A 17,437-nucleotide genomic window follows, 5' to 3' on the forward strand; every position below is an offset into this window, starting at 1 on the left:
GCCCCGTTCCAGGGATCAAACGGGCAGACCGCCGTTCTCCCGGCGGCTCGCGGCCCGGCCTGCGGCAGCGCGACGGCCTGCCCGGCGGGGCACCGACACGACGTGCGCTACCGTCTTACCGACCCGTTCCAGCGAAGCCGGTGAGACACCGGCGCTGTCCCGCAACTGTGATGCCCCGTTACCGGGGACGAGCCAGGTCGCCTGGGGCGCGGTCGCGATCCGCGCTCTCGAGGAAGGGCGCCTCGCGGACGGGCGCCCCTGGCTCCCTGTCGGCGAAGCAGCACACTCCTCGACCGACAGGAGGACCGATGTTCAGACGTACGCCCAGGGTCTTCGCCGCCAGCCTGGCGGTGGCCGCGCTCGCGCTCGGCGCCTGCGCCGAGAAGACCACCGACACCCCCGCCGCCAGCGGCAGCCCCAGCGCCGCCGCCTTCCCCGTCACCGTCGGGACGCTGACGCTGGAACAGCGACCTGAAAAGATCGTCTCGCTGTCGGCGACCGCCACCGAGATGCTCTTCGCGATCGGGGCCGGTGCGCAGGTCACCGCGGTCGACGACCAGTCCAACTTCCCGGCCGACGCGCCGAAGACGGACCTCTCCGGCTACCAGCCGAACGCCGAGGCGGTCGCCGCCAAGGAGCCCGACCTGGTGGTGCTCAGCGACGACCGCAACAAGATCGTCGAGCAGCTCGCCAAGCTCAAGATCCCGGTCTACCAGACTCCCGCCGCGCAGACCCTCGACGACTCGTACCGGCAGCTCACCGAGCTGGGCACGCTCACCGGTAACGCCGACGCGGCGGCCGACGTGGTGCAGCGGATGAAGGACGACATCACGAAGATCGTGGCCGAGGTGCCGCAGCGGGCGCAGGCGCCCACCTACTTCCACGAGCTGGGCCCGGAGCTGTACACGGCCACCAGCAAGACCTTCATCGGTTCGATCTACCGCCTGGCCGGGCTGGAGAACATCGCCGACGCGGCCGACGCCGACGGCAAGAACGGCGGCTACCCGCAGCTGTCCCAGGAAGTGATCGTCGACGCCGACCCGGACTTCATCTTCCTCTCCGACGTGAAGTGCTGCCAGCAGAGCGCCGCGACGGTCAAGGCGCGCAGCGGCTGGGGTTCGCTCACCGCGGTGCAGCAGGACCAGGTCGTGGAACTCGACGACGATGTCGCCTCCCGCTGGGGGCCGCGCGTGGTGGACCTGCTGCGGACCATCGTGGACGCCACCGCCAAGGTGTCCCAGTGACGCTGGCCGTCGGCTGACCGGATCGTGCACGACGTGCTGAAGCGCGGCCGTACCGTCGCACCGGCCGGGGCGGTCACCCCACCCCGGCCGGCCGGGCTGCGGAAGCGTTGGCTCGCGGCCGGGGTGGGCGCGGTGCTCGTCGCGCTGGTGGCCGGGGTCTCGCTCGGCCCGGTCAGCCTGCCGCCCGGCAGCGTCGCGATCGAACTGCTCAACCTGCTGCCCTGGGTACGCCTGGACAGCGGGCTGACCGAGCGGGAGATCGCCATCGTCACCGAGTTGCGGCTGCCCCGGGCGGTGCTGGGTCTGCTGGTCGGCGGGCTGCTCGCCCTGGCCGGCGGCGCCTACCAGGGGGTGTTCCGCAATCCCCTGGCCGACCCGTACCTGCTCGGCGTCGCGGCCGGGGCCGGGCTCGCGGTCACCGTGGTGCTGACCCTGGGGGTGGGCGCGGGCGGAGCGCTGAGCGGCCTGCCGGCCACCATCCCGCTGGCCGCCTTCGTCGGTTCCCTCGGCGCGGTGGCGATGACCTACCTGCTCGGCTCCGCCGGTGGGCGCAGCCGCTCCCCGGCGACCCTGATCCTGGCCGGGGTGGCCGTCTCCGCGTTCCTCAGCGCCGGGCAGACGTACCTGCTGCAACGAAACGCGGAGAGCATCCAGCCGGTGTACTCCTGGCTGCTCGGCCGGCTGGCCACCGCCGGCTGGCAGGACGTCCGGCTGGTGCTGCCGTACTTCCTGCTGACCAGCCTGGTCATCCTCCTGCACCGGCGGGAGCTGGACGTGCTGTCGGTGGGCGACGACGAGGCGGCCAGCCTCGGCCTGCACCCGCAGCGGTCCCGGTACCTGCTGATCGCCGCCGCCTCGCTGGGCACCGCCGCCGCCGTCTCCGCCTCCGGCCTGATCGGCTTCGTCGGCATCATCGTGCCGCACACCGTACGGATGCTGGCCGGGGCGAGCTACCGGGTGATCCTGCCGCTGTCGCTGCTGTTCGGTGGTGCCTTCCTGGCGCTGACCGACGTGGTGGCGCGGACCGCCGCCGCACCCCAGGAGATCCCGATCGGGGTGGTCACCGCGCTGCTGGGTGGCCCGTTCTTCGTGGTGGTGCTGCGCTCGGCCCGGCGGGTGCTGACATGACCGGTTCGTCGGGCCCGCCCGCCGTCGAACTGCGGGACCTGCGGATCAGCCTGGACGGCACGTCGATCCTCGCGGGCGTCGACCTGACCGTCGCCGCCGGCGAGTGGGTCACGGTGATCGGTCCCAACGGCGCGGGCAAGTCGACACTGCTGCGTGTCGTCGGCGGCCTGCTCCCCGCGCCGGACGCCGTCCGGCTCTTCGGTACGCCGATCGGCGGGCTGCCTCGCCGGGAACGGGCCCGGGTGGTGGCCACGGTCGCGCAGTCGCCGGTCGTACCGCCCGGCATGGCGGTGCTGGACTACGTGCTGCTCGGCCGCACCCCGTACATCCCACCGCTGGGTCGGGAGTCCGCCGCCGACCTGGCCGTGGTGCACGAGGTGCTCGACCGGCTCGACCTCGCCGGCTTCCACGCCCGGGAACTGGCCACCCTCTCCGGCGGTGAGCGGCAGCGGGTCTTCCTGGCCCGGGCGCTGGCCCAGGGCGCCACCCTGCTGCTGCTCGACGAGCCCACCAGCGCTCTCGACATCGGCCACCAGCAGGAGGTGCTCGAACTGGTCGACCAGCTCCGCCGGACACACGGGCTGACGGTGCTGGCCACCATGCACGACCTGTCCATCGCCGGCGAGTACGCCGACCGCATGGTGCTGCTCGCCGCCGGTCGGGTGGCCGCGGTCGGCACCCCCCGGGAGGTGCTCACCGACCGGCTGCTCGCCGAGCACTACCGGGCCAGCGTCCGTGTGGTCGACGGTGAACACGGCCCGCTCGTGGTGCCGGTACGCCCCAGGCGACAGTAGTCCGGCCGCCGGGCGGGTCAGCCGGGGGCGGGCACCGGGCCGAGGATGGAGAAGAACGCCCCCTGCGGGTCGGTAAGCACCGCGAACCGGCCCCGGGGCAGATCGGTCGGCGGGACGGACACGCTGCCGCCGAGCCGCTGCGCCTCGTCGGCCACCGCGTCGGTGTCGGTCACCCCGAAGTAGACCATCCAGTGTGACGGCAGGTCGCCCCACTCCTCGCCGACCATCGGCATCATCCCGGCCACCTGCTGGCCGTCGCGCTGCCAGGTGGTGTAGGTGATCGCATCCATCGGCTGGTCGTCGGCCGTCCAGCCGAAGACCGCACCGTAGAACTCCTTGGCCCGGTCGGGCTCCCGGGTGGTCAGCTCGGCCCAGGTCAGCGCGCCCGGCACGTCGAAGACCTCCGCGCCGGGAAGGCCCAGCGACTGCCACACCCCGAACGACGCCCCGGCCGGGTCGGTGAGCACCGCCGAGCGACGGGAGCCGGACACCTCGACGGGGCCCGAGCGGAGCCGCCCACCGGTGGCCGTCACGAGTTCGCAGGCCGTGTCGACATCCTCGGTGGCCAGGTAGGGCGTCCAGGCCGGCTGCCCGTCGTCGGTCGGGCCAGCGCCGGCCACCGGTCTGCCCTGCTGGTGGAAGACGAGACGGCCGGTCGGCGGTTCGCCGGTCGCCTCGGCGACCGCCCAGCCGAACAGCGGCGCGTAGAAGCCGGCCGCCGCGGCGGGATCGCTGGTGAACAGGTCGACCCAGGCCGGCCTTCCCGGTGGAATGCTGGTCATGCGCGTACGCTCCGGTTCCGTCGATGTGGGGGCGGTCCGAGGGTCGCATCCGGGTCCGACACCCCGCTGGCGGTTCAGCGGGTTCCGGCGAGGGCGATGACGTGGAACAGGGCACCGTGGGGGTCGCGGAGCGCGGCGAAGCGGCCGGCCGGGATGTCGCGGGGCGGCACCAGGATCGTGCCACCCAGTTCGGCGGCGCGCGCCGCGCTGGCGTCCGCGTCGGCCACCGCGAAGTACACCGACCAGTACGCCGGTCCGTCCGCGGGGAACTCGTCGCCCAGCGGCGGCATCATCCCCGCCACCAGGCGGTCGCCGAGCCGCCAACCGGTGTAGGCGACCTGACCCATCGGCTCCTCCTCCGGCTGCCAGCCGAAGACCAGCTCGTAGAAGATCCGTGCGCCGTCCGGATCGGGGGTGACCAGTTCGGTCCAGCTCATCGCGCCGGGCACGTCGAACACCTCGGCCCCGGCGAAGGTCATCGGCTGCCAGACACTGAACGCGGCCCCGGCGGGATCGGTGAAAACCGCCATCCGACCCCGGTCGAAGACCTCGAACGGCGGCACCACCACCTGTCCACCGGCCCGCTCCACCCGGCCGGCGACCAGATCCGCGTCGTCGGTGGCCACGTACGTCGACCAGATCGGCACCTGGTCCGGTACGGCCGGTTGGCCCGCCCCGGCCACCGCCCGCCCGTCCAGCAGGAAGACCGTGTACCCGCCCGCCTCCGGCTCGGGGTCGACCCGGCCGGTCCAGCCGAACAGTTCCGGGTAGAACCGCCGGGCCGCGTCGAGTCCCGGCGTCGCCAGGTCGGCCCAACAGGGCGTACCCGACGCGACGCTGACCACGGCCACCCCTCCCGACCCGCGGCGACCACCGACCGGTCGCCCTTCTCGGCATGGTGGCACCGGTGCGCCGCCGTTCGGGGTGGAAACCGGGGGAACGTCAACTGAACCGGCGACCCGGTCCCGCCCGGTCGGGAGTCAGCCGAGCGGGGCGGGTAGCGGCGCGGCGTGCAGCACGGACAGCCGGGACACCGCCCGGGTGAGCACCACGTACAGCCGGTTCAGGCCGCGTGGCTCGGCGGTCACGATGGCGGCCGGTTCGACCGCGATGACGTGGTCGTACTCCAGGCCCTTGACCAGGGTGGCGGGCATCACCGTGACGCGCGCGCCGATGGCCGGGTCGTCGGGGGTCGCGGTCTGCACCCCCGCCTCGGCCAGCGCCGACCGCAGCCCGGCCACGGCGTCGTCGGCGGCGATCACCGCGATCGACCCCTCGAACGTGAGCGCCGCCCGTACCTCGGCCACCGTCGCGGCCGTGAGATCGCTGACGGTACGCACCTCGAGCGCGCCGTCGTTGCGCAGCGACTCGGCCGGCGGCACGTCGACGGCCAGCGCCGGTAGCAGCCGGTTGGCGAAGGCGAGCACGGCGGCGGGCACCCGGAACCCGATGGTCAACGGCACCACCGTCGCGTCCGGCTTGCCCAGGTGGCGCAGGCTCTCCCGCCAGTCGCTGGCCGCCCACGGCGCGGTCGCCTGCGCCAGGTCGCCGAGGAGCGTGAGCGAGCCGTGCTCGCTGCGCCGGGCGATGACCCTGCACTGCATCGGGGAGAGGTCCTGGGCCTCGTCCACCACGACATGGCCGTAGCCGCCCGGCCGTTCCAGCAGTCCGGCCGCCTCGTCGATCAGCACCGCGTCGGCGGCCGTCCAGCGGGTCGCCTTCGCCGTCCGTCCCAAACCGGTGCCGGTGGCGCGCCCGGTCCCGGGTGCCGGGTGGGTGAGCAGGCGTTGCTCGTCTGGCGTGAGCAGACCGTCAGCGGCCTGGGCGAGCCGGTCCGGGTCGGTGTACAGCGCGTGCAGCAGTCCGTCCGGGGTGAGCGCCGGCCAGACGGCGTCCAGGAATCCGGTGACCGGTTTCGACCGGCTCATCCGGCGCAGCCACGCGTCGCCGGGTGATTCCGCCCGCCGGGCCTCGGCCTGCCGTTGCAGCAGTCCGACCACCCGGGCCCGGACCCGGTCCCGCCCGACGGCGTACGGCAGTCGCTCCGCGCGGGTGTCCTGGACCAGCCGGTGCAGCGGCTCCAGCCCGATCCGCCAGCGGAACGAGCCGTCGGAGACGAGCACCGGCTCCGCCGGCTCGCCGACGTACGCGTCGACGGCCCGACGCAGCACCTCGGCCATCCGGGCGTCGTGCTTGAGCCTGGCCACCACCGGCGGGTCCGCCGCGCGGACCGGCACCCGGGCGACCAGGTCCTCCACGGTGGCCTGCTCCACCTCGACCTCACCGAGCGCGGGCAGCACCGCCGCGATGTAGCCGAGGAAGGCCCGGTTCGGCCCCACGACCAGCACCTTCGACCGGCGTAGCCGCTCCCGGTGCAGGTAGAGCAGGTACGCCGCCCGGTGCAGACCGACGGCGGTCTTGCCGGTGCCCGGGGCGCCCTGCACGCAGATCGAGTCGGCCAGGTCGGCCCGGACGAGTTCGTCCTGCTCGGGCTGGATGGTGGCGACGATGTCGCGCATCGGACCGACCCGGGGACGTTCGATCTCGGCGGTGAGGATCCGGCTGGCCGTGCCGAGTTCCTCGCCCCGGTCGAGGTGCTCGTCCTCGAAGCTGGTCAGCTTCCCGTCGCCGAACCCGAACCGACGGCGTACCGCGAGACCCCGCGGATCGCGGGCACTGGCCCGGTAGAACGTGCGGGAGATCGGTGCCCGCCAGTCCAGCACCAGCGGTTCGCCCTGCTCGTCGGTGACGTGCCGGCGGCCGACGTGGTAGCGGCGGCCGGCGTGTTCGGCATCCGCGTCGCCGAAGTCGAGTCGGCCGAAGAAGAGCGGGGTGCGCGGGTCGTCGGCCAGTTCGGCGACCCGCCGGGCCAGGTGCCGGCCGAGCTGTTCGGCGGTGTACGCGTCTCCGGCCACCTTGTCGCCGGTGGCGAAGAGCGCCTCGGCGCGTTCCCGCATCCGGTGCAGCGCCGCCCGCGAGCGGGTCAGGTGCGCCCGTTCGGCGGCCAACTCGTCGTCGAGCGTGGGCGGTTGGGGCGTTTTGTGGGCGTGCAGGCTCATCCACGGACTCCTCGACACGGGAAGAAGGCTGCCGCTCGCGTTTCCGACGCGTGGGTCGGCGCGGGGACGTCCGCTGCGGTGCTACTCACCGCGGCCGTCGGGCGGAACGAACAGCCTACTCCCGGGAATGCCGTGGACAACCGATTTCCCCTCGCCCCGGGCGGGGCGGATGCGGGGTTGGCCACTTCCGTGACGTCCGCCTGAGCAGGTCACGGGCGGCGGGGATACGGTCGGGGCATGGTCGAGCGCCTTGCCCGCCCCCGCGTCGGGCACATCCAGTTCCTCAACTGCCTGCCCATCTACTGGGGGCTGATGCGCTCCGGCGCCCTGCTCGACGTCGACCTGCGCAAGGACTCGCCGGACCGGCTCAGCGCCCAACTCGTCGCCGGTGACCTGGACATCGGGCCGATCACCTTGGTCGAGTACCTGCGGCACGCCGACGAGCTGCTGCTCCTGCCCGACCTGGCGGTGGGCAGCGACGGACCGGTGCTGTCGGTCAACCTGGTCAGCACCCGGCCACTGGCGGACCTCGACCGGGCCCGGGTGGCGCTGGGCTCCACCTCGCGGACCGGCGTGCTGCTCGCCCAGTTGCTGCTGCGCGAGCGGTACGGGGTCCGTCCGGAGTACTTCCGATGCCCGCCGGACCTGACCCAGATGTTGTTGGAGGCCGACGCCGCGGTGCTGATCGGCGACGTGGCGCTGCGGGCGATGTACGAGGCACCCCGACAGGGGCTGACCGTGACCGACCTGGGTCAGGCGTGGCGGCAGTGGACCGGACTGCCGATGGTCTTCGCCGTCTGGGCGGTCCGCCGTGACTTCGCCGCCGCCCATCCCGGCCTGGTCAAGGAGGTGCACGAGGCGTTCCTCCGCTCGCGCGACCTGTGCCTGGCCGAGTTGGACCAGGTCGCCGAGTCGGCCGCCCGGTGGGAGCCGTTCGACGCCAGCACGCTCGCCGACTACTTCCGTACCCTGGACTTCTCCCTCGGCGAGCGCCAGATCGCCGGCATCCGCGAGTTCGCCCGCCTCACCGCCGCCCACGGCGAAACCCCGCCCCTCCCCCCCACCGGCCCCCCCTTCTTCACCCGCTGACCCACCCCGGCCACCCCCGCGATCTTGCACTTTTCGTCCCCGTTTTTCGGGCACAAGCCGCGTTTCGGCGACCAGAAGTGCAAGATCGACGCGGAGTCGGGGCGCGGGTCAGGGGCTGGTGGTGAGGAGGGCTTCGGTGATCTTCTCGCAGTTCTTCATGCCGTACTCGTAGCCCTTGTTGATCGGGTACTGGAGCATCACGCCCATGGTCCAGGTGTCGCCGATCGCCAGGCAGTTGACGTGGATCTCCTGCTCGCGGGTGCGGTCGACCCAGCCGTTCTTGATGGCGATCGTCTTCGCCTCGGCGGCCGGGAACGCCTTGCGGATGCCGAAGTCGCCGGCACCGCGTACCTGGCGCATCTCGCCGAGCAGCCACTTCGTCCACTTCGGGCCGGCGGCGGTGCCCTCGGCGATGCAGTTGCCGAGGCGGGCGGTGTCCCGGGGGGAGAGTTGGGTACGGCTCCAGCCGAGATCGCTGGACACCTTGCTGTCGGTCAGGTCGCAGGTGGACAGCAGCCGCTTGATCGAGGCGGACCTGCCGATCTGGGTGTAGAGCTGCTCGGTGCGGGTGTTGTCGCTGTCCCGGATGATCCGGGTCAGGTCGTCCAGCTTCCCGTCGCTCGGGGTCTGCCCGGCGTCAGCGGTACGGCGCAGGTAGTCGGCGACGATCCAGGCCTTGATCAGCGAGGCGGTGGTGCTGGTCTCGGCCATGTTGTCCGAGCCGATGATCTCGCCGGACCGGCGGTCCAGCACGCTCCACGCGTACCAGCCGTCGATGTCCAGATCGATCTCCTTGGCCTCGAACGGCAGCGGCTCGGGCTCCGGTGCAGGGCTCGGCGACGGCGACGGCCGTACGCTGCGGTCGGTCAGGGCAGCGTCCCGGGCCGCCGGTGACTCACCCTGGCCCCACTTGGCGGCGGCCGTGGACTCGAAGGGCGAACCGGGTAGCAGGCGCAGCGAGACCAGGACCAGCCCGATCAGCACGGTCGCAATCGCGATCAGCCGGAGCGGCGATGTCTCGCCGTGGCTGCGGCCGGCCATCAGAGCTTCCCGATCGGCTGCTGCGGCACCTTCAGGGCACCGCCGGGCTGCGGCGTCACCAACTGGCTCGCGACGCTGGCACAGACGTCCGCCCCGTAGTCGAGCCCGCCCTGCCTGGGGTAACGCAGCATCACCGCGAGGCTCCACTTCTCGGTCACGGCCAGGCAGTTGACGTGCCAGTTGCCGTCGTAGTTGAGCATGGTCCAGCCGTTCTTGATGCTGACCGGTCCCTGACTGGTGATCGACTCCGGCAGGCCGTCGACGATGCCCCACCGGCCGCCGCCCTCCCGGGGCTTCTGGTCCTTCGCAGCGGTGCTGCCGCGAACCTTGCTCATCTCGGTGAGCAGCCACTTCGTCCACTTGGGTCCGGCGGCGGTGCCGTCGGCGATGCAGTCGCCGAGCCGTACCGCGTCGCGCGGGGACATCCGGGTGAAGCTCCACCAGCCCTCGTAGCCCTTGACGTTGCCGGGCTTGGTGTCGGTCAGGCCGCACAGCTTGATCGCCCGCAGGACCACCGGTCCGGGCTGCCCCTTCGCGGGCAAGCGGTAGGAGCCGCCCGCGGCGGCGTAGACCTTGTTGGCCGCGTCGTCGTTGCTGTCCCGGATGGCCGTGCTGGCCATCCTCTTCATCGCCGCGGGCGGCTCCTTGTCGCCGAGCCGCCGTAGGTAGTCGGCGACGATCCAAGCCTTGAGCATCGACTCGGTGGAGCTGGTCGCGGCCATGTTCTTCGAGCCGGCGAGCTGGTCGGTCTCCCGGTCCAGCAGCGCCCAGGAGAAGAACTCGCCCTTGAAGTTCACCGAGACCTTGCCGGCGGCAAGGGTCGGCGGCGGTGGTGGCGCGGGTGTGGGCGCGGCGACGCTCTCCGGGCTGGCCTCCGCCTCGCCGGCCGAGAGCCGGGCGTAGGCGGCCGGCACCAGCATGACGCCGCCGAGCAGTACCGCCGTCGCGGCGAACACCATGGTCACGCGAGGTCGCATGAGCGGGTGAGCTCCAGATGTCAGGGCCGGGGGGACCGGCTTTTGCCAGGACTGACCGGTGCGGATCACCTGGGCCGGGGGAAGCGGCCTGAGCTGGCGATCGTCGTCAGCCGATCGGTGTGACGGGGGAAGTCTACGTGCGGATCGGCGTTATGCCAGGACTCGACACCTGGCGACTCGCCGTGAAGACGGGATAACGAACCGCTATGCGGTCGTTGCGAGGATTTGTCGCTGATTCGTGACCGAACTCATAGTTTCCCGCGCCACCGATGGCAACCGGAAAGTAACGGTGGGCAGTCCTGAATTTGTATGACACCCCCTGGCTTATTCAACCCCTAGCTGTAACACTGGGGGCATGTATGGCAATGACTTCCCGGGCGAGGACCCGCCCGGCGGGCTGCTCGGTGAGGTCGAGGCGGCGGAGGCGGCGCTGCGCGCGGCCGCGGCACGCGACCGTGGCGGCGCCGAGCCGGGAGGCGACCTGGCCGCCTACTTCGCCGAGGTCGTCGACGCCGACCAGAAGATCGAGCCCCGCGACTGGATGCCGGAGGCGTACCGGCGCACGTTGATCCGGCAGATCGCGCAGCACGCCCACTCCGAGATCATCGGCATGCAGCCGGAGGGCAACTGGATCAGCCGCGCACCGTCGCTGAAGCGCAAGGCGATCCTGCTGGCCAAGGTGCAGGACGAGGCCGGTCACGGCCTCTACCTCTACGCCGCCGCCGAGACCCTCGGCGTCAGCCGGGACGAACTGGTCGACCTGCTGCTCAGCGGTCGGCAGAAGTACAGCTCGATCTTCAACTACCCCACCCTGAGCTGGGCCGACGTCGGAGCGATCGGCTGGCTCGTGGACGGCGCCGCGATCGTCAACCAGGTGCCGCTGTGCCGCTGCTCCTACGGCCCGTACGCCCGCGCCATGATCCGGGTCTGCAAGGAGGAGTCCTTCCACCAGCGCCAGGGCTACGAGATCCTGCACACCCTGGCGCACGGCACCCCGGCGCAGAAGGCGATGGCCCAGGACTCCGTGGACCGCTGGTGGTACCCGTCGCTGGCCATGTTCGGCCCGCCCGACGGCGACTCCACCCACTCCGCCCAGTCGATGGCCTGGAAGATCAAGCGGTTCTCCAACGACGAGCTGCGCCAGCGCTTCGTCGACATGTGCGTCGGCCAGGCCGAGGCGCTCGGGCTGCGCCTGCCCGACCCGGAGCTGCGCTGGAACGACGAGCGCCAGGCGTACGACTTCACCCAGCCCGACTACGACGAGCTGATGCGGGTGATCAAGGGTGACGGGCCGTGCAACCGGCAGCGGATGGAGCACCGGCGCCGCGCCCACCGCGAGGGTGCCTGGGTGCGCGAGGCGGCCACGGCGTACGCCGCCAAGCGTGCGGAGAAGGAGAAGGTGGCAGCGTGAGCCGGCAACACACCCCGCTCTGGGAGGTCTTCGTCCGGGCCCGGCGCGGGCTGGCGCACACCCACGTCGGCAGCCTGCACGCGCCCGACGCGGAACTGGCCCTGCGCAACGCCCGTGACCTCTACACCCGACGTCAGGAGGGGGTGTCGATCTGGGTGGTGCCGGCGAGCGCCATCACCGCGTCCAGCCCCGACGAGAAGGACGCGTTCTTCGACCCGGCCGCCGACAAGGTCTACCGCCACCCCACCTTCTACGAGGTCCCCGACGGGGTGGCGCACCTGTGAGCGTGGACTTCACCCTCGCCCTCGGCGACGACGCGCTCATCGCGGCGCAGCGGTTGGCCGAGTGGACCACCCGGGCACCGGAGATGGAGGAGGACATCGCGCTGGCCAACATCGCCCTGGACCAGCTCGGTGCCGCCCGTCTCCTGCTGTCGTACGCGGGTGAGCTGGAGGGTGCCGGCCGGGACGAGGACGCGTTGGCGTACCTGCGCGACGACCGGGAGTTCCGCAACTGCCTGCTGGTCGAGCTGCCCAACGGTGACTTCGCGGTGACCATGGCGAAACTGCTCGTGCTGGCGGCCTACCAGGTGCCGCTCTACACCGCCCTGGCCGCCTGCCGGGACGAGCGGCTGGCCGCCGTCGGGGCCAAGGCCCGCAAGGAGTCCGCCTACCACCTGGATCACGCGGCGCTGTGGGTGCGGCGGCTCGGCGACGGGACCGAGGAGTCACACCGGCGGATGCAGGCCGGCGTCGACCAGATCTGGCCGTACGCCGACGAGCTGTTCAGGGCCTGGCCGGACGCGCCGGTCGACCCGGCGACCCTGCGGCCCGAGTTCGACGACACGGTGACCGCCGTGTTCGCCGAGGCGACCCTGACCGTCCCGGAGGTCGCCTGGACGCCGGCCGGCGGGCGCGACGGCGTGCACACCGAACACCTGTCGTACCTGCTCGCGGAGATGCAGGTGCTGCACCGCGCCCATCCCGGGGCCCGCTGGTGAGCCGATGAGCCGGGCACGGGAGGCGGTGGCGGCGGTGGTGGATCCGGAGATCCGGGTGGTCACCATCGACGATCTCGGCATCCTGCGGTCGGTGCTGGAGGACCCGGCCACCGGTCGGGTGGTGGTGACGATCACCCCCACCTACACCGGCTGCCCCGCGATGGACGTCATCCGCGCCGACATCCGACGCGCGTTGGCCGCGGCCGGTCATCCGGACGCCGAGGTGCGTACGGTGCACAGCCCGGCCTGGAGCACCGACTGGATCAGCGACGCCGGGCGGGCCAAGCTGGCCGCCGCCGGCATCGCCCCACCCGCTCCGGTCCGGCGCGCCGGCGTCGTTCCGCTCACCCTGACGGTGCGCTGCCCACGCTGCGGCTCGCCGGAGACCGAGCAGCTCAGCCGCTTCGGCTCCACCGCGTGCAAGGCGCTGTGGCGCTGCCGCTCCTGCTCCGAACCCTTCGACCAGGTGAAGGCCCTGTGACTGTCACCATCACGCGCCCGGTCCGGCGCCGACCGGCGTTCCACCCGCTGCCCGTCGTCGCCGTGGACCGGCTCACCACCGACGCCGTCGCGATCACCTTCGCGGTACCGGCGGAACTGCGCGAGACCTTCGCGTTCCGCGCCGGCCAGCACCTGACCGTACGCCTGCCGGCCGCCGCTGTCGCCGCGAACGGTGACGGCGGCGGGGACGTGCGCCGGTCGTACTCGATCTGCTCCACCCCGGCGGAGCTGGCCCGGCACGGACGGTTGCGGATCGGCGTGCGGGAGATTCCGGGCGGGGCCTTCTCCGGCTACGCCTGCGGGGCGCTGCGGCACGGCGACAGCATCGAGGTGTTGCCGCCGCTGGGCCACTTCACCACGGCCTTCGCACCGGACCGGGTCCGCCGCTACGGCGCGGTGGTCGCCGGCTCGGGCATCACCCCGGTGCTGTCGCTGGTCGCCACCGCCCTGGCCGTCGAACCGGCCAGCACCTTCACGCTGGTGTACGGCAACCGCACCGCCGGCAGCGTAATGTTCGCCGAGGAGCTTGCCGACCTGAAGGACCGCTACCCGACCCGGCTGCACCTGGTGCACGTGCTCTCCCGCGAGCAGGGCGATTCGCCGCTGCTGTCGGGCCGGATCGACGCTGAGCGGCTGGGCCGGCTGCTGGAGACCATCGTGCCCGGCGAGGCGATCGAGGAGTGGTTCCTCTGCGGCCCGTACGGGCTGGTGGTCGATGCTCGTGCGGTGCTGACCGCGCGGGGTGTCGCGGAGTCGGCGGTGCACACCGAGCTGTTCCACGTCGACGCGCCGCCCGAGCCGGTGCGCCGTACCGACGACGCGTCCGGCGGCACCGATGTGACGATCACGCTCGACGGACGTTCGTCGAGCTTCACCATGCGCCGCGACGAACGGGTGCTGGACGCGGCGTTGAAGGTCCGCGGCGAGCTGCCGTACGCCTGCAAGGGTGGGGTCTGCTCGACCTGCCGGGCGAAGGTCGTCTCCGGCGAGGTCGAGATGGCCCGCAACTACGCCCTGGAGCCCGACGAGGTGGCCGCCGGCTATGTGCTGACCTGCCAGTCCAGCCCGCTCACCGACACCATTACGATCGACTACGACGCGTGACGCGGTAGACCGTTTCGTTCTAGACCCCGTGGTAGCAGGCGACGTCCGGCTGGGCCGGTCGGTGCAGAGAGACGCGCGATCGCCCCGACGTCCAGCGGACCCCTGCCCCTGCCGCCCGTCCTCGATTGGCGGCACCCTCCCGCCGCGCCACTGACCGCGCGGGATTCTCGGTCGTCGCAGATCTTGGACAGTTCCCGTTAGGCGCTAACGGGAACTGTCCAAGATCTGCATGTTCGGGCTGCGGGTGCGGGAGCGTCACGGCGCGGAACACCCGTGGGAGCTGGGCGGGTGAGCGGCGTACGCTCGGGGGCGTGACGGTGAACCGGGAGATCGACGACATCCTGCAGCGCGGTGCCGACGGCGGGCGGATCACGCCCGAGGAGGCCCTGCTGCTCTACACCGACGCCCCCTTCCACGCCCTCGGCGAGGCGGCGGACGCGGTCCGTCGGCGGCGGTACCCGGACAACATCGTCACGTACCTGATCGACCGCAACATCAACTACACGAACGTCTGCGTGACGGCGTGCAAGTTCTGTGCCTTCTACCGGGCGCCGAAGCACAAGGAAGGGTGGACCCACCCGACCGAGGAGATCCTGCGTCGCTGCGGCGAGGCGGTCGAGCTGGGCGCCACCCAGGTCATGCTCCAGGGCGGCCACCACCCGGACTACGGCGTGGAGTACTACGAGGAGCTGTTCTCCTCGGTCAAGCAGGCGTACCCGCAGCTCGCGATCCACTCGATCGGTCCGAGCGAGATCCTGCACATGGCGAAGGTCTCCGGGGTGAGCCTGGACGAGGCGATCGCCCGGATCAAGGCCGCCGGGCTCGACTCGATCGCCGGTGCCGGCGCCGAGATGCTGCCGCAGCGACCCCGCACGGCGATCGCGCCGCTGAAGGAGTCGGGCGAGCGCTGGCTGGAGGTCATGGAGCTGGCGCACCGGCAGGGCGTCGAGTCGACCGCGACGATGATGATGGGGACCGGCGAGACGGCCGCCGAGCGGATCGAGCACCTGCGGATGATCCGCGACGTGCAGGACCGTACGCGCGGCTTCCGGGCCTTCATCCCGTGGACGTACCAGCCGGAGAACAACCACCTCAAGGGCCGCACCCAGGCGACGACCCTGGAGTACCTGCGGCTGGTGGCGGTGTCCCGGCTGTTCTTCGAGACCGTGCCGCACCTGCAGGCGTCCTGGTTGACCACCGGCAAGGACGTCGGCCAACTGGCGCTGCACATGGGCGTCGACGACCTCGGGTCGATCATGTTGGAGGAGAACGTCATCTCCTCGGCGGGTGCCCGGCACCGGTCCAACCTGCACGAGCTGATCGGGATGATCCGCTCCGCCGACCGGATCCCGGCCCAGCGCGACACGCTCTACAACAGACTGGCCGTGCACCACACGCCCGACGACGACCCGAGCGACGACCGGGTGGTCTCGCACTTCTCGTCGATCGCCCTGCCCGGCGGCGGTGCCGGCCGATCGCTGCCCCTGGTCGACGCACGCTGACCGACACCCCACCCCGAACAGCGAAGCGAACGCCCGGTCGGCCACCTGGACCGTCGCACACCGTCACCGTGAGTCCCGAGTAGCGGCATCCCGGGTCACCCCGGGCAGCGGCGTGCGCGAGTTGCGGTGTCTTGGGTCTTCCCGGCAGCGGGAGGGTACGAGTTGCGGCATCCCGGGCCCTCGTCGCGGCGGGCGGCGGCGTTGGGGGGTGGGGTGATGGCGGGCGAGAGATCACTATGTGTCACTGGGTTTCAGGCGCTGGGTGACAGGGGTGGCTCGATCGGTTGTCAGCCGAACGGCTCGCATGGATCATCCTTCCGGTCCGAAGCGCCGGGCCGCCACGGCCAGGTGCCGGGGCGCGACCAGGTAGCAAGACCCATCAATCCGGACAATCCTTAAGTTGCCATTAGCTGAGCAGCTTGTGACGGGTGTGTTCCAGGGTGGCGCGGGTGATCGCTGACCGCTAACGTCCCCGCCCGTACGCTTCCTTCATCCCACGGGGAGACACCTTCATGATTTTCCGTAACCGGGCTGCCGCGTACCTGGGCGCCGGTGCCGCCGGCGTCCTCGCGGCCGGCGCTTTCGCCGCCCCGGCTCTGGCGGACGACAGCGCGGACCTCGCCATCAAGGCGACCGGCACCACGATCGCGGTCGGTGCGCCGGGCAAGGATGCCAGCGTCTCGCTGCTGAACAAGAGCAAGGTCGACGCCAAGAACGTGCTCGTCGCCCTCGACATCAGCAAGCTGAAGACCGACCTCGTCGACATCGACGAGACCGGCTGCAACCCGCGCGAGGACGGCTGGATCCTCTGTGGCATCGAGGGTGACACCATCCGTGCCGGCGAGGACGTCGACTGGTTCTTCCCGTTGACCCGCAAGGGCAAGGAGGTCGGTCCGGCCGGCTCCATCACCGCGGTGATCCTGCACGGCGGCGAGGACCCGGACGAGTCCGACAACGTGGTGACCGTGGACGTCAAGGTCGAGGGCACCGGGCCGGACCTGACCGTCGTCGCCGACGACGTGCGCAAGGCCGTCAAGGTCGAGGGTGGCTCGATCACCGAGATCGGCGACCTGTACGCGGGCAACACCGGCCAGCTCATCTACGGCGCCTTCAACCAGGGTGACCTGGCCGCCCGCGGGCTGCGTATCGAGGTGCAGCTGCCCAAGGGCGCGACCTTCGCGGAGAAGGAGCCGGACTGCACCTACAACGCCGCGATGACCTCGCTGACCTGCGAGTACGACAAGGCCGTCCTCATCCCGGCCGCGCAGGACACCGACGGTGACGACCTCTACTCCGGTGCCCGCTTCTACAACCTGGTGAAGGTCGCCGACGGTGTGAAGCCGAGCAGCCTCACCGGTGGCAAGGTCACCATCGACTCGCTGTCGGTGCAGGAGGCCCCGAGCGTCCTCCGGTCCGCCCCCAACTCGGCCCTGCCGGAGAACGCCACGGGCGTCGCGGCTAACGACGTCGACCCGAGCGACAACACCGACGACTTCGCGGTGGTCGTGGCCGCCAAGGGTGGCTCCGGTGGTGGCGACAACGGTGACGGTGGCGGCCTGCCGGTCACCGGTGTGCAGGTCGGTCTGATCGGTGGCGTCGGCGCGGGTGTGCTGGCCGCCGGCGTGGCCATGTTCCTGGTTGCCCGCCGTCGCCGGGTGGTCCTGGTGACCCCGGGCGACGAGAAGACGAACGCCTGAGGTTCGTCCTCTATCGGCCCGCGCGGGCCGTTCACATAACGCACGGCAGTGAGGGCGGGATGGGTGACCAACCCGCCCTCAAGGTGTCGCCTCGACCCTGTCCGGGCC

The 17,437-nt window shown here is 71.7% G+C and carries 16 protein-coding genes and 1 riboswitch; of the genes, 11 read left to right on the forward strand and 5 right to left on the reverse strand.

Annotated features, from left to right (window positions below; all coding sequences use genetic code 11):
• The first annotated feature begins 136 nt into the window (after nt 1-136).
• A riboswitch (cobalamin riboswitch) is annotated at nt 137-197 on the forward strand.
• A gap of 111 nt (nt 198-308) precedes the next feature.
• From V5O40_RS12475 to V5O40_RS12485, 3 genes are read left to right on the forward strand one after another with little or no spacing between them, the layout of a single operon-like run.
• Nucleotides 309-1,244: an ABC transporter substrate-binding protein gene (locus V5O40_RS12475; protein WP_332905581.1), complete on the forward strand. Its 936-nt coding sequence runs from the start codon at nt 309-311 to the stop codon at nt 1,242-1,244.
• Nucleotides 1,245-1,280: 36 nt separating this feature from the next.
• The gene (locus tag V5O40_RS12480; RefSeq protein ID WP_332905597.1) at nt 1,281-2,372 is read left to right on the forward strand and encodes a FecCD family ABC transporter permease; all 1,092 of its coding nucleotides are present in this window, start codon (nt 1,281-1,283) and stop codon (nt 2,370-2,372) included.
• A complete protein-coding gene (locus V5O40_RS12485) occupies nt 2,369-3,166 on the forward strand; it encodes an ABC transporter ATP-binding protein (protein ID WP_332905582.1) in 798 nt (265 codons plus the stop codon). Before V5O40_RS12480 ends, V5O40_RS12485 begins: the two co-directional genes overlap by 4 nt.
• A 17-nt stretch (nt 3,167-3,183) precedes the next feature.
• On the opposite strand, the gene V5O40_RS12490 is transcribed toward V5O40_RS12485, so the two are convergent.
• The 3 genes from V5O40_RS12490 to V5O40_RS12500 all read right to left on the reverse strand — a co-directional run bounded on the left by V5O40_RS12490 (nt 3,184) and on the right by V5O40_RS12500 (nt 7,007).
• On the reverse strand, nt 3,184-3,948 hold the full coding sequence (locus tag V5O40_RS12490) for a VOC family protein (protein ID WP_332905583.1): 765 nt from the start codon (nt 3,946-3,948) through the stop codon (nt 3,184-3,186).
• 74 nt (nt 3,949-4,022) lie between these two features.
• Nucleotides 4,023-4,793: a VOC family protein gene (locus V5O40_RS12495; RefSeq protein WP_332905584.1), complete on the reverse strand. Its 771-nt coding sequence runs from the start codon at nt 4,791-4,793 to the stop codon at nt 4,023-4,025.
• A gap of 135 nt (nt 4,794-4,928) precedes the next feature.
• Complete coding sequence (locus V5O40_RS12500; RefSeq protein WP_332905585.1) at nt 4,929-7,007, reverse strand: HelD family protein; 2,079 nt, start codon at nt 7,005-7,007, stop codon at nt 4,929-4,931.
• Nucleotides 7,008-7,244: 237 nt separating this feature from the next.
• Here V5O40_RS12500 and V5O40_RS12505 point away from each other — a divergent pair, with 237 nt between their 5' ends.
• On the forward strand, nt 7,245-8,096 hold the full coding sequence (locus V5O40_RS12505; RefSeq protein WP_332905586.1) for a menaquinone biosynthetic enzyme MqnA/MqnD family protein: 852 nt from the start codon (nt 7,245-7,247) through the stop codon (nt 8,094-8,096).
• Nucleotides 8,097-8,204: 108 nt separating this feature from the next.
• Here the strand turns inward: V5O40_RS12505 and V5O40_RS12510 are convergent, their stop codons facing one another.
• Both V5O40_RS12510 and V5O40_RS12515 read right to left on the reverse strand, forming a co-directional pair.
• Nucleotides 8,205-9,137, reverse strand: coding sequence for a serine hydrolase (locus tag V5O40_RS12510; RefSeq protein WP_332905587.1), 933 nt, complete (start codon nt 9,135-9,137; stop codon nt 8,205-8,207).
• Nucleotides 9,137-10,114, reverse strand: a complete 978-nt coding sequence (locus tag V5O40_RS12515) for a hypothetical protein (protein WP_332905588.1) — start codon at nt 10,112-10,114, stop codon at nt 9,137-9,139. Before V5O40_RS12515 ends, V5O40_RS12510 begins: the two co-directional genes overlap by 1 nt.
• A 355-nt stretch (nt 10,115-10,469) precedes the next feature.
• Between V5O40_RS12515 and paaA the strand changes: the two genes are divergently transcribed.
• From paaA to V5O40_RS12550, 7 genes are all read left to right on the forward strand, one after another.
• Entirely contained in the window at nt 10,470-11,525 is a 1,056-nt protein-coding gene (paaA, locus tag V5O40_RS12520; RefSeq protein WP_332905589.1) for a 1,2-phenylacetyl-CoA epoxidase subunit PaaA, read from the forward strand.
• Complete coding sequence (gene paaB / locus V5O40_RS12525; RefSeq protein ID WP_093404003.1) at nt 11,522-11,809, forward strand: 1,2-phenylacetyl-CoA epoxidase subunit PaaB; 288 nt, start codon at nt 11,522-11,524, stop codon at nt 11,807-11,809. Before paaA ends, paaB begins: the two co-directional genes overlap by 4 nt.
• A complete protein-coding gene (gene paaC, locus V5O40_RS12530) occupies nt 11,806-12,525 on the forward strand; it encodes a 1,2-phenylacetyl-CoA epoxidase subunit PaaC (RefSeq protein WP_332905590.1) in 720 nt (239 codons plus the stop codon). Before paaB ends, paaC begins: the two co-directional genes overlap by 4 nt.
• 4 nt (nt 12,526-12,529) lie before the next feature.
• Nucleotides 12,530-13,006, forward strand: a complete 477-nt coding sequence (gene paaD / locus V5O40_RS12535; RefSeq protein ID WP_332905591.1) for a 1,2-phenylacetyl-CoA epoxidase subunit PaaD — start codon at nt 12,530-12,532, stop codon at nt 13,004-13,006.
• Complete coding sequence (gene paaE / locus V5O40_RS12540) at nt 13,003-14,130, forward strand: 1,2-phenylacetyl-CoA epoxidase subunit PaaE (RefSeq protein WP_332905592.1); 1,128 nt, start codon at nt 13,003-13,005, stop codon at nt 14,128-14,130. The genes paaD and paaE overlap by 4 nt, the downstream gene beginning before the upstream one ends.
• A 311-nt stretch (nt 14,131-14,441) precedes the next feature.
• On the forward strand, nt 14,442-15,632 hold the full coding sequence (mqnC, locus tag V5O40_RS12545) for a cyclic dehypoxanthinyl futalosine synthase (RefSeq protein ID WP_332905593.1): 1,191 nt from the start codon (nt 14,442-14,444) through the stop codon (nt 15,630-15,632).
• A 512-nt stretch (nt 15,633-16,144) separates the two neighbouring features.
• Nucleotides 16,145-17,329 (forward strand): cell wall anchor protein, encoded by a 1,185-nt coding sequence (locus V5O40_RS12550; protein WP_332905594.1) that lies wholly within the window; start codon nt 16,145-16,147, stop codon nt 17,327-17,329.
• Nucleotides 17,330-17,437 lie beyond the last annotated feature (108 nt).

This window comes from Micromonospora palythoicola, from assembly GCF_036689795.1.
Taxonomy (GTDB): domain Bacteria; phylum Actinomycetota; class Actinomycetes; order Mycobacteriales; family Micromonosporaceae; genus Micromonospora; species Micromonospora palythoicola.

What these genes read in the sequence shown, in the direction of transcription:
- V5O40_RS12505 (WP_332905586.1), top strand. Translation starts at nt 7,245, where the DNA reads ATGGTCGAGCGCCTTGCCCGCCCCCGCGTCGGGCACATCCAGTTCCTC.
- V5O40_RS12500 (WP_332905585.1), bottom strand. Translation starts at nt 7,007, where the DNA reads ATGAGCCTGCACGCCCACAAAACGCCCCAACCGCCCACGCTCGACGAC.
- V5O40_RS12550 (WP_332905594.1), top strand. Translation starts at nt 16,145, where the DNA reads ATGATTTTCCGTAACCGGGCTGCCGCGTACCTGGGCGCCGGTGCCGCC.
- V5O40_RS12475 (WP_332905581.1), top strand. Translation starts at nt 309, where the DNA reads ATGTTCAGACGTACGCCCAGGGTCTTCGCCGCCAGCCTGGCGGTGGCC.
- V5O40_RS12510 (WP_332905587.1), bottom strand. Translation starts at nt 9,137, where the DNA reads ATGGCCGGCCGCAGCCACGGCGAGACATCGCCGCTCCGGCTGATCGCG.
- V5O40_RS12515 (WP_332905588.1), bottom strand. Translation starts at nt 10,114, where the DNA reads ATGCGACCTCGCGTGACCATGGTGTTCGCCGCGACGGCGGTACTGCTC.
- paaD (WP_332905591.1), top strand. Translation starts at nt 12,530, where the DNA reads ATGAGCCGGGCACGGGAGGCGGTGGCGGCGGTGGTGGATCCGGAGATC.
- V5O40_RS12485 (WP_332905582.1), top strand. Translation starts at nt 2,369, where the DNA reads ATGACCGGTTCGTCGGGCCCGCCCGCCGTCGAACTGCGGGACCTGCGG.
- paaA (WP_332905589.1), top strand. Translation starts at nt 10,470, where the DNA reads ATGTATGGCAATGACTTCCCGGGCGAGGACCCGCCCGGCGGGCTGCTC.
- V5O40_RS12490 (WP_332905583.1), bottom strand. Translation starts at nt 3,948, where the DNA reads ATGACCAGCATTCCACCGGGAAGGCCGGCCTGGGTCGACCTGTTCACC.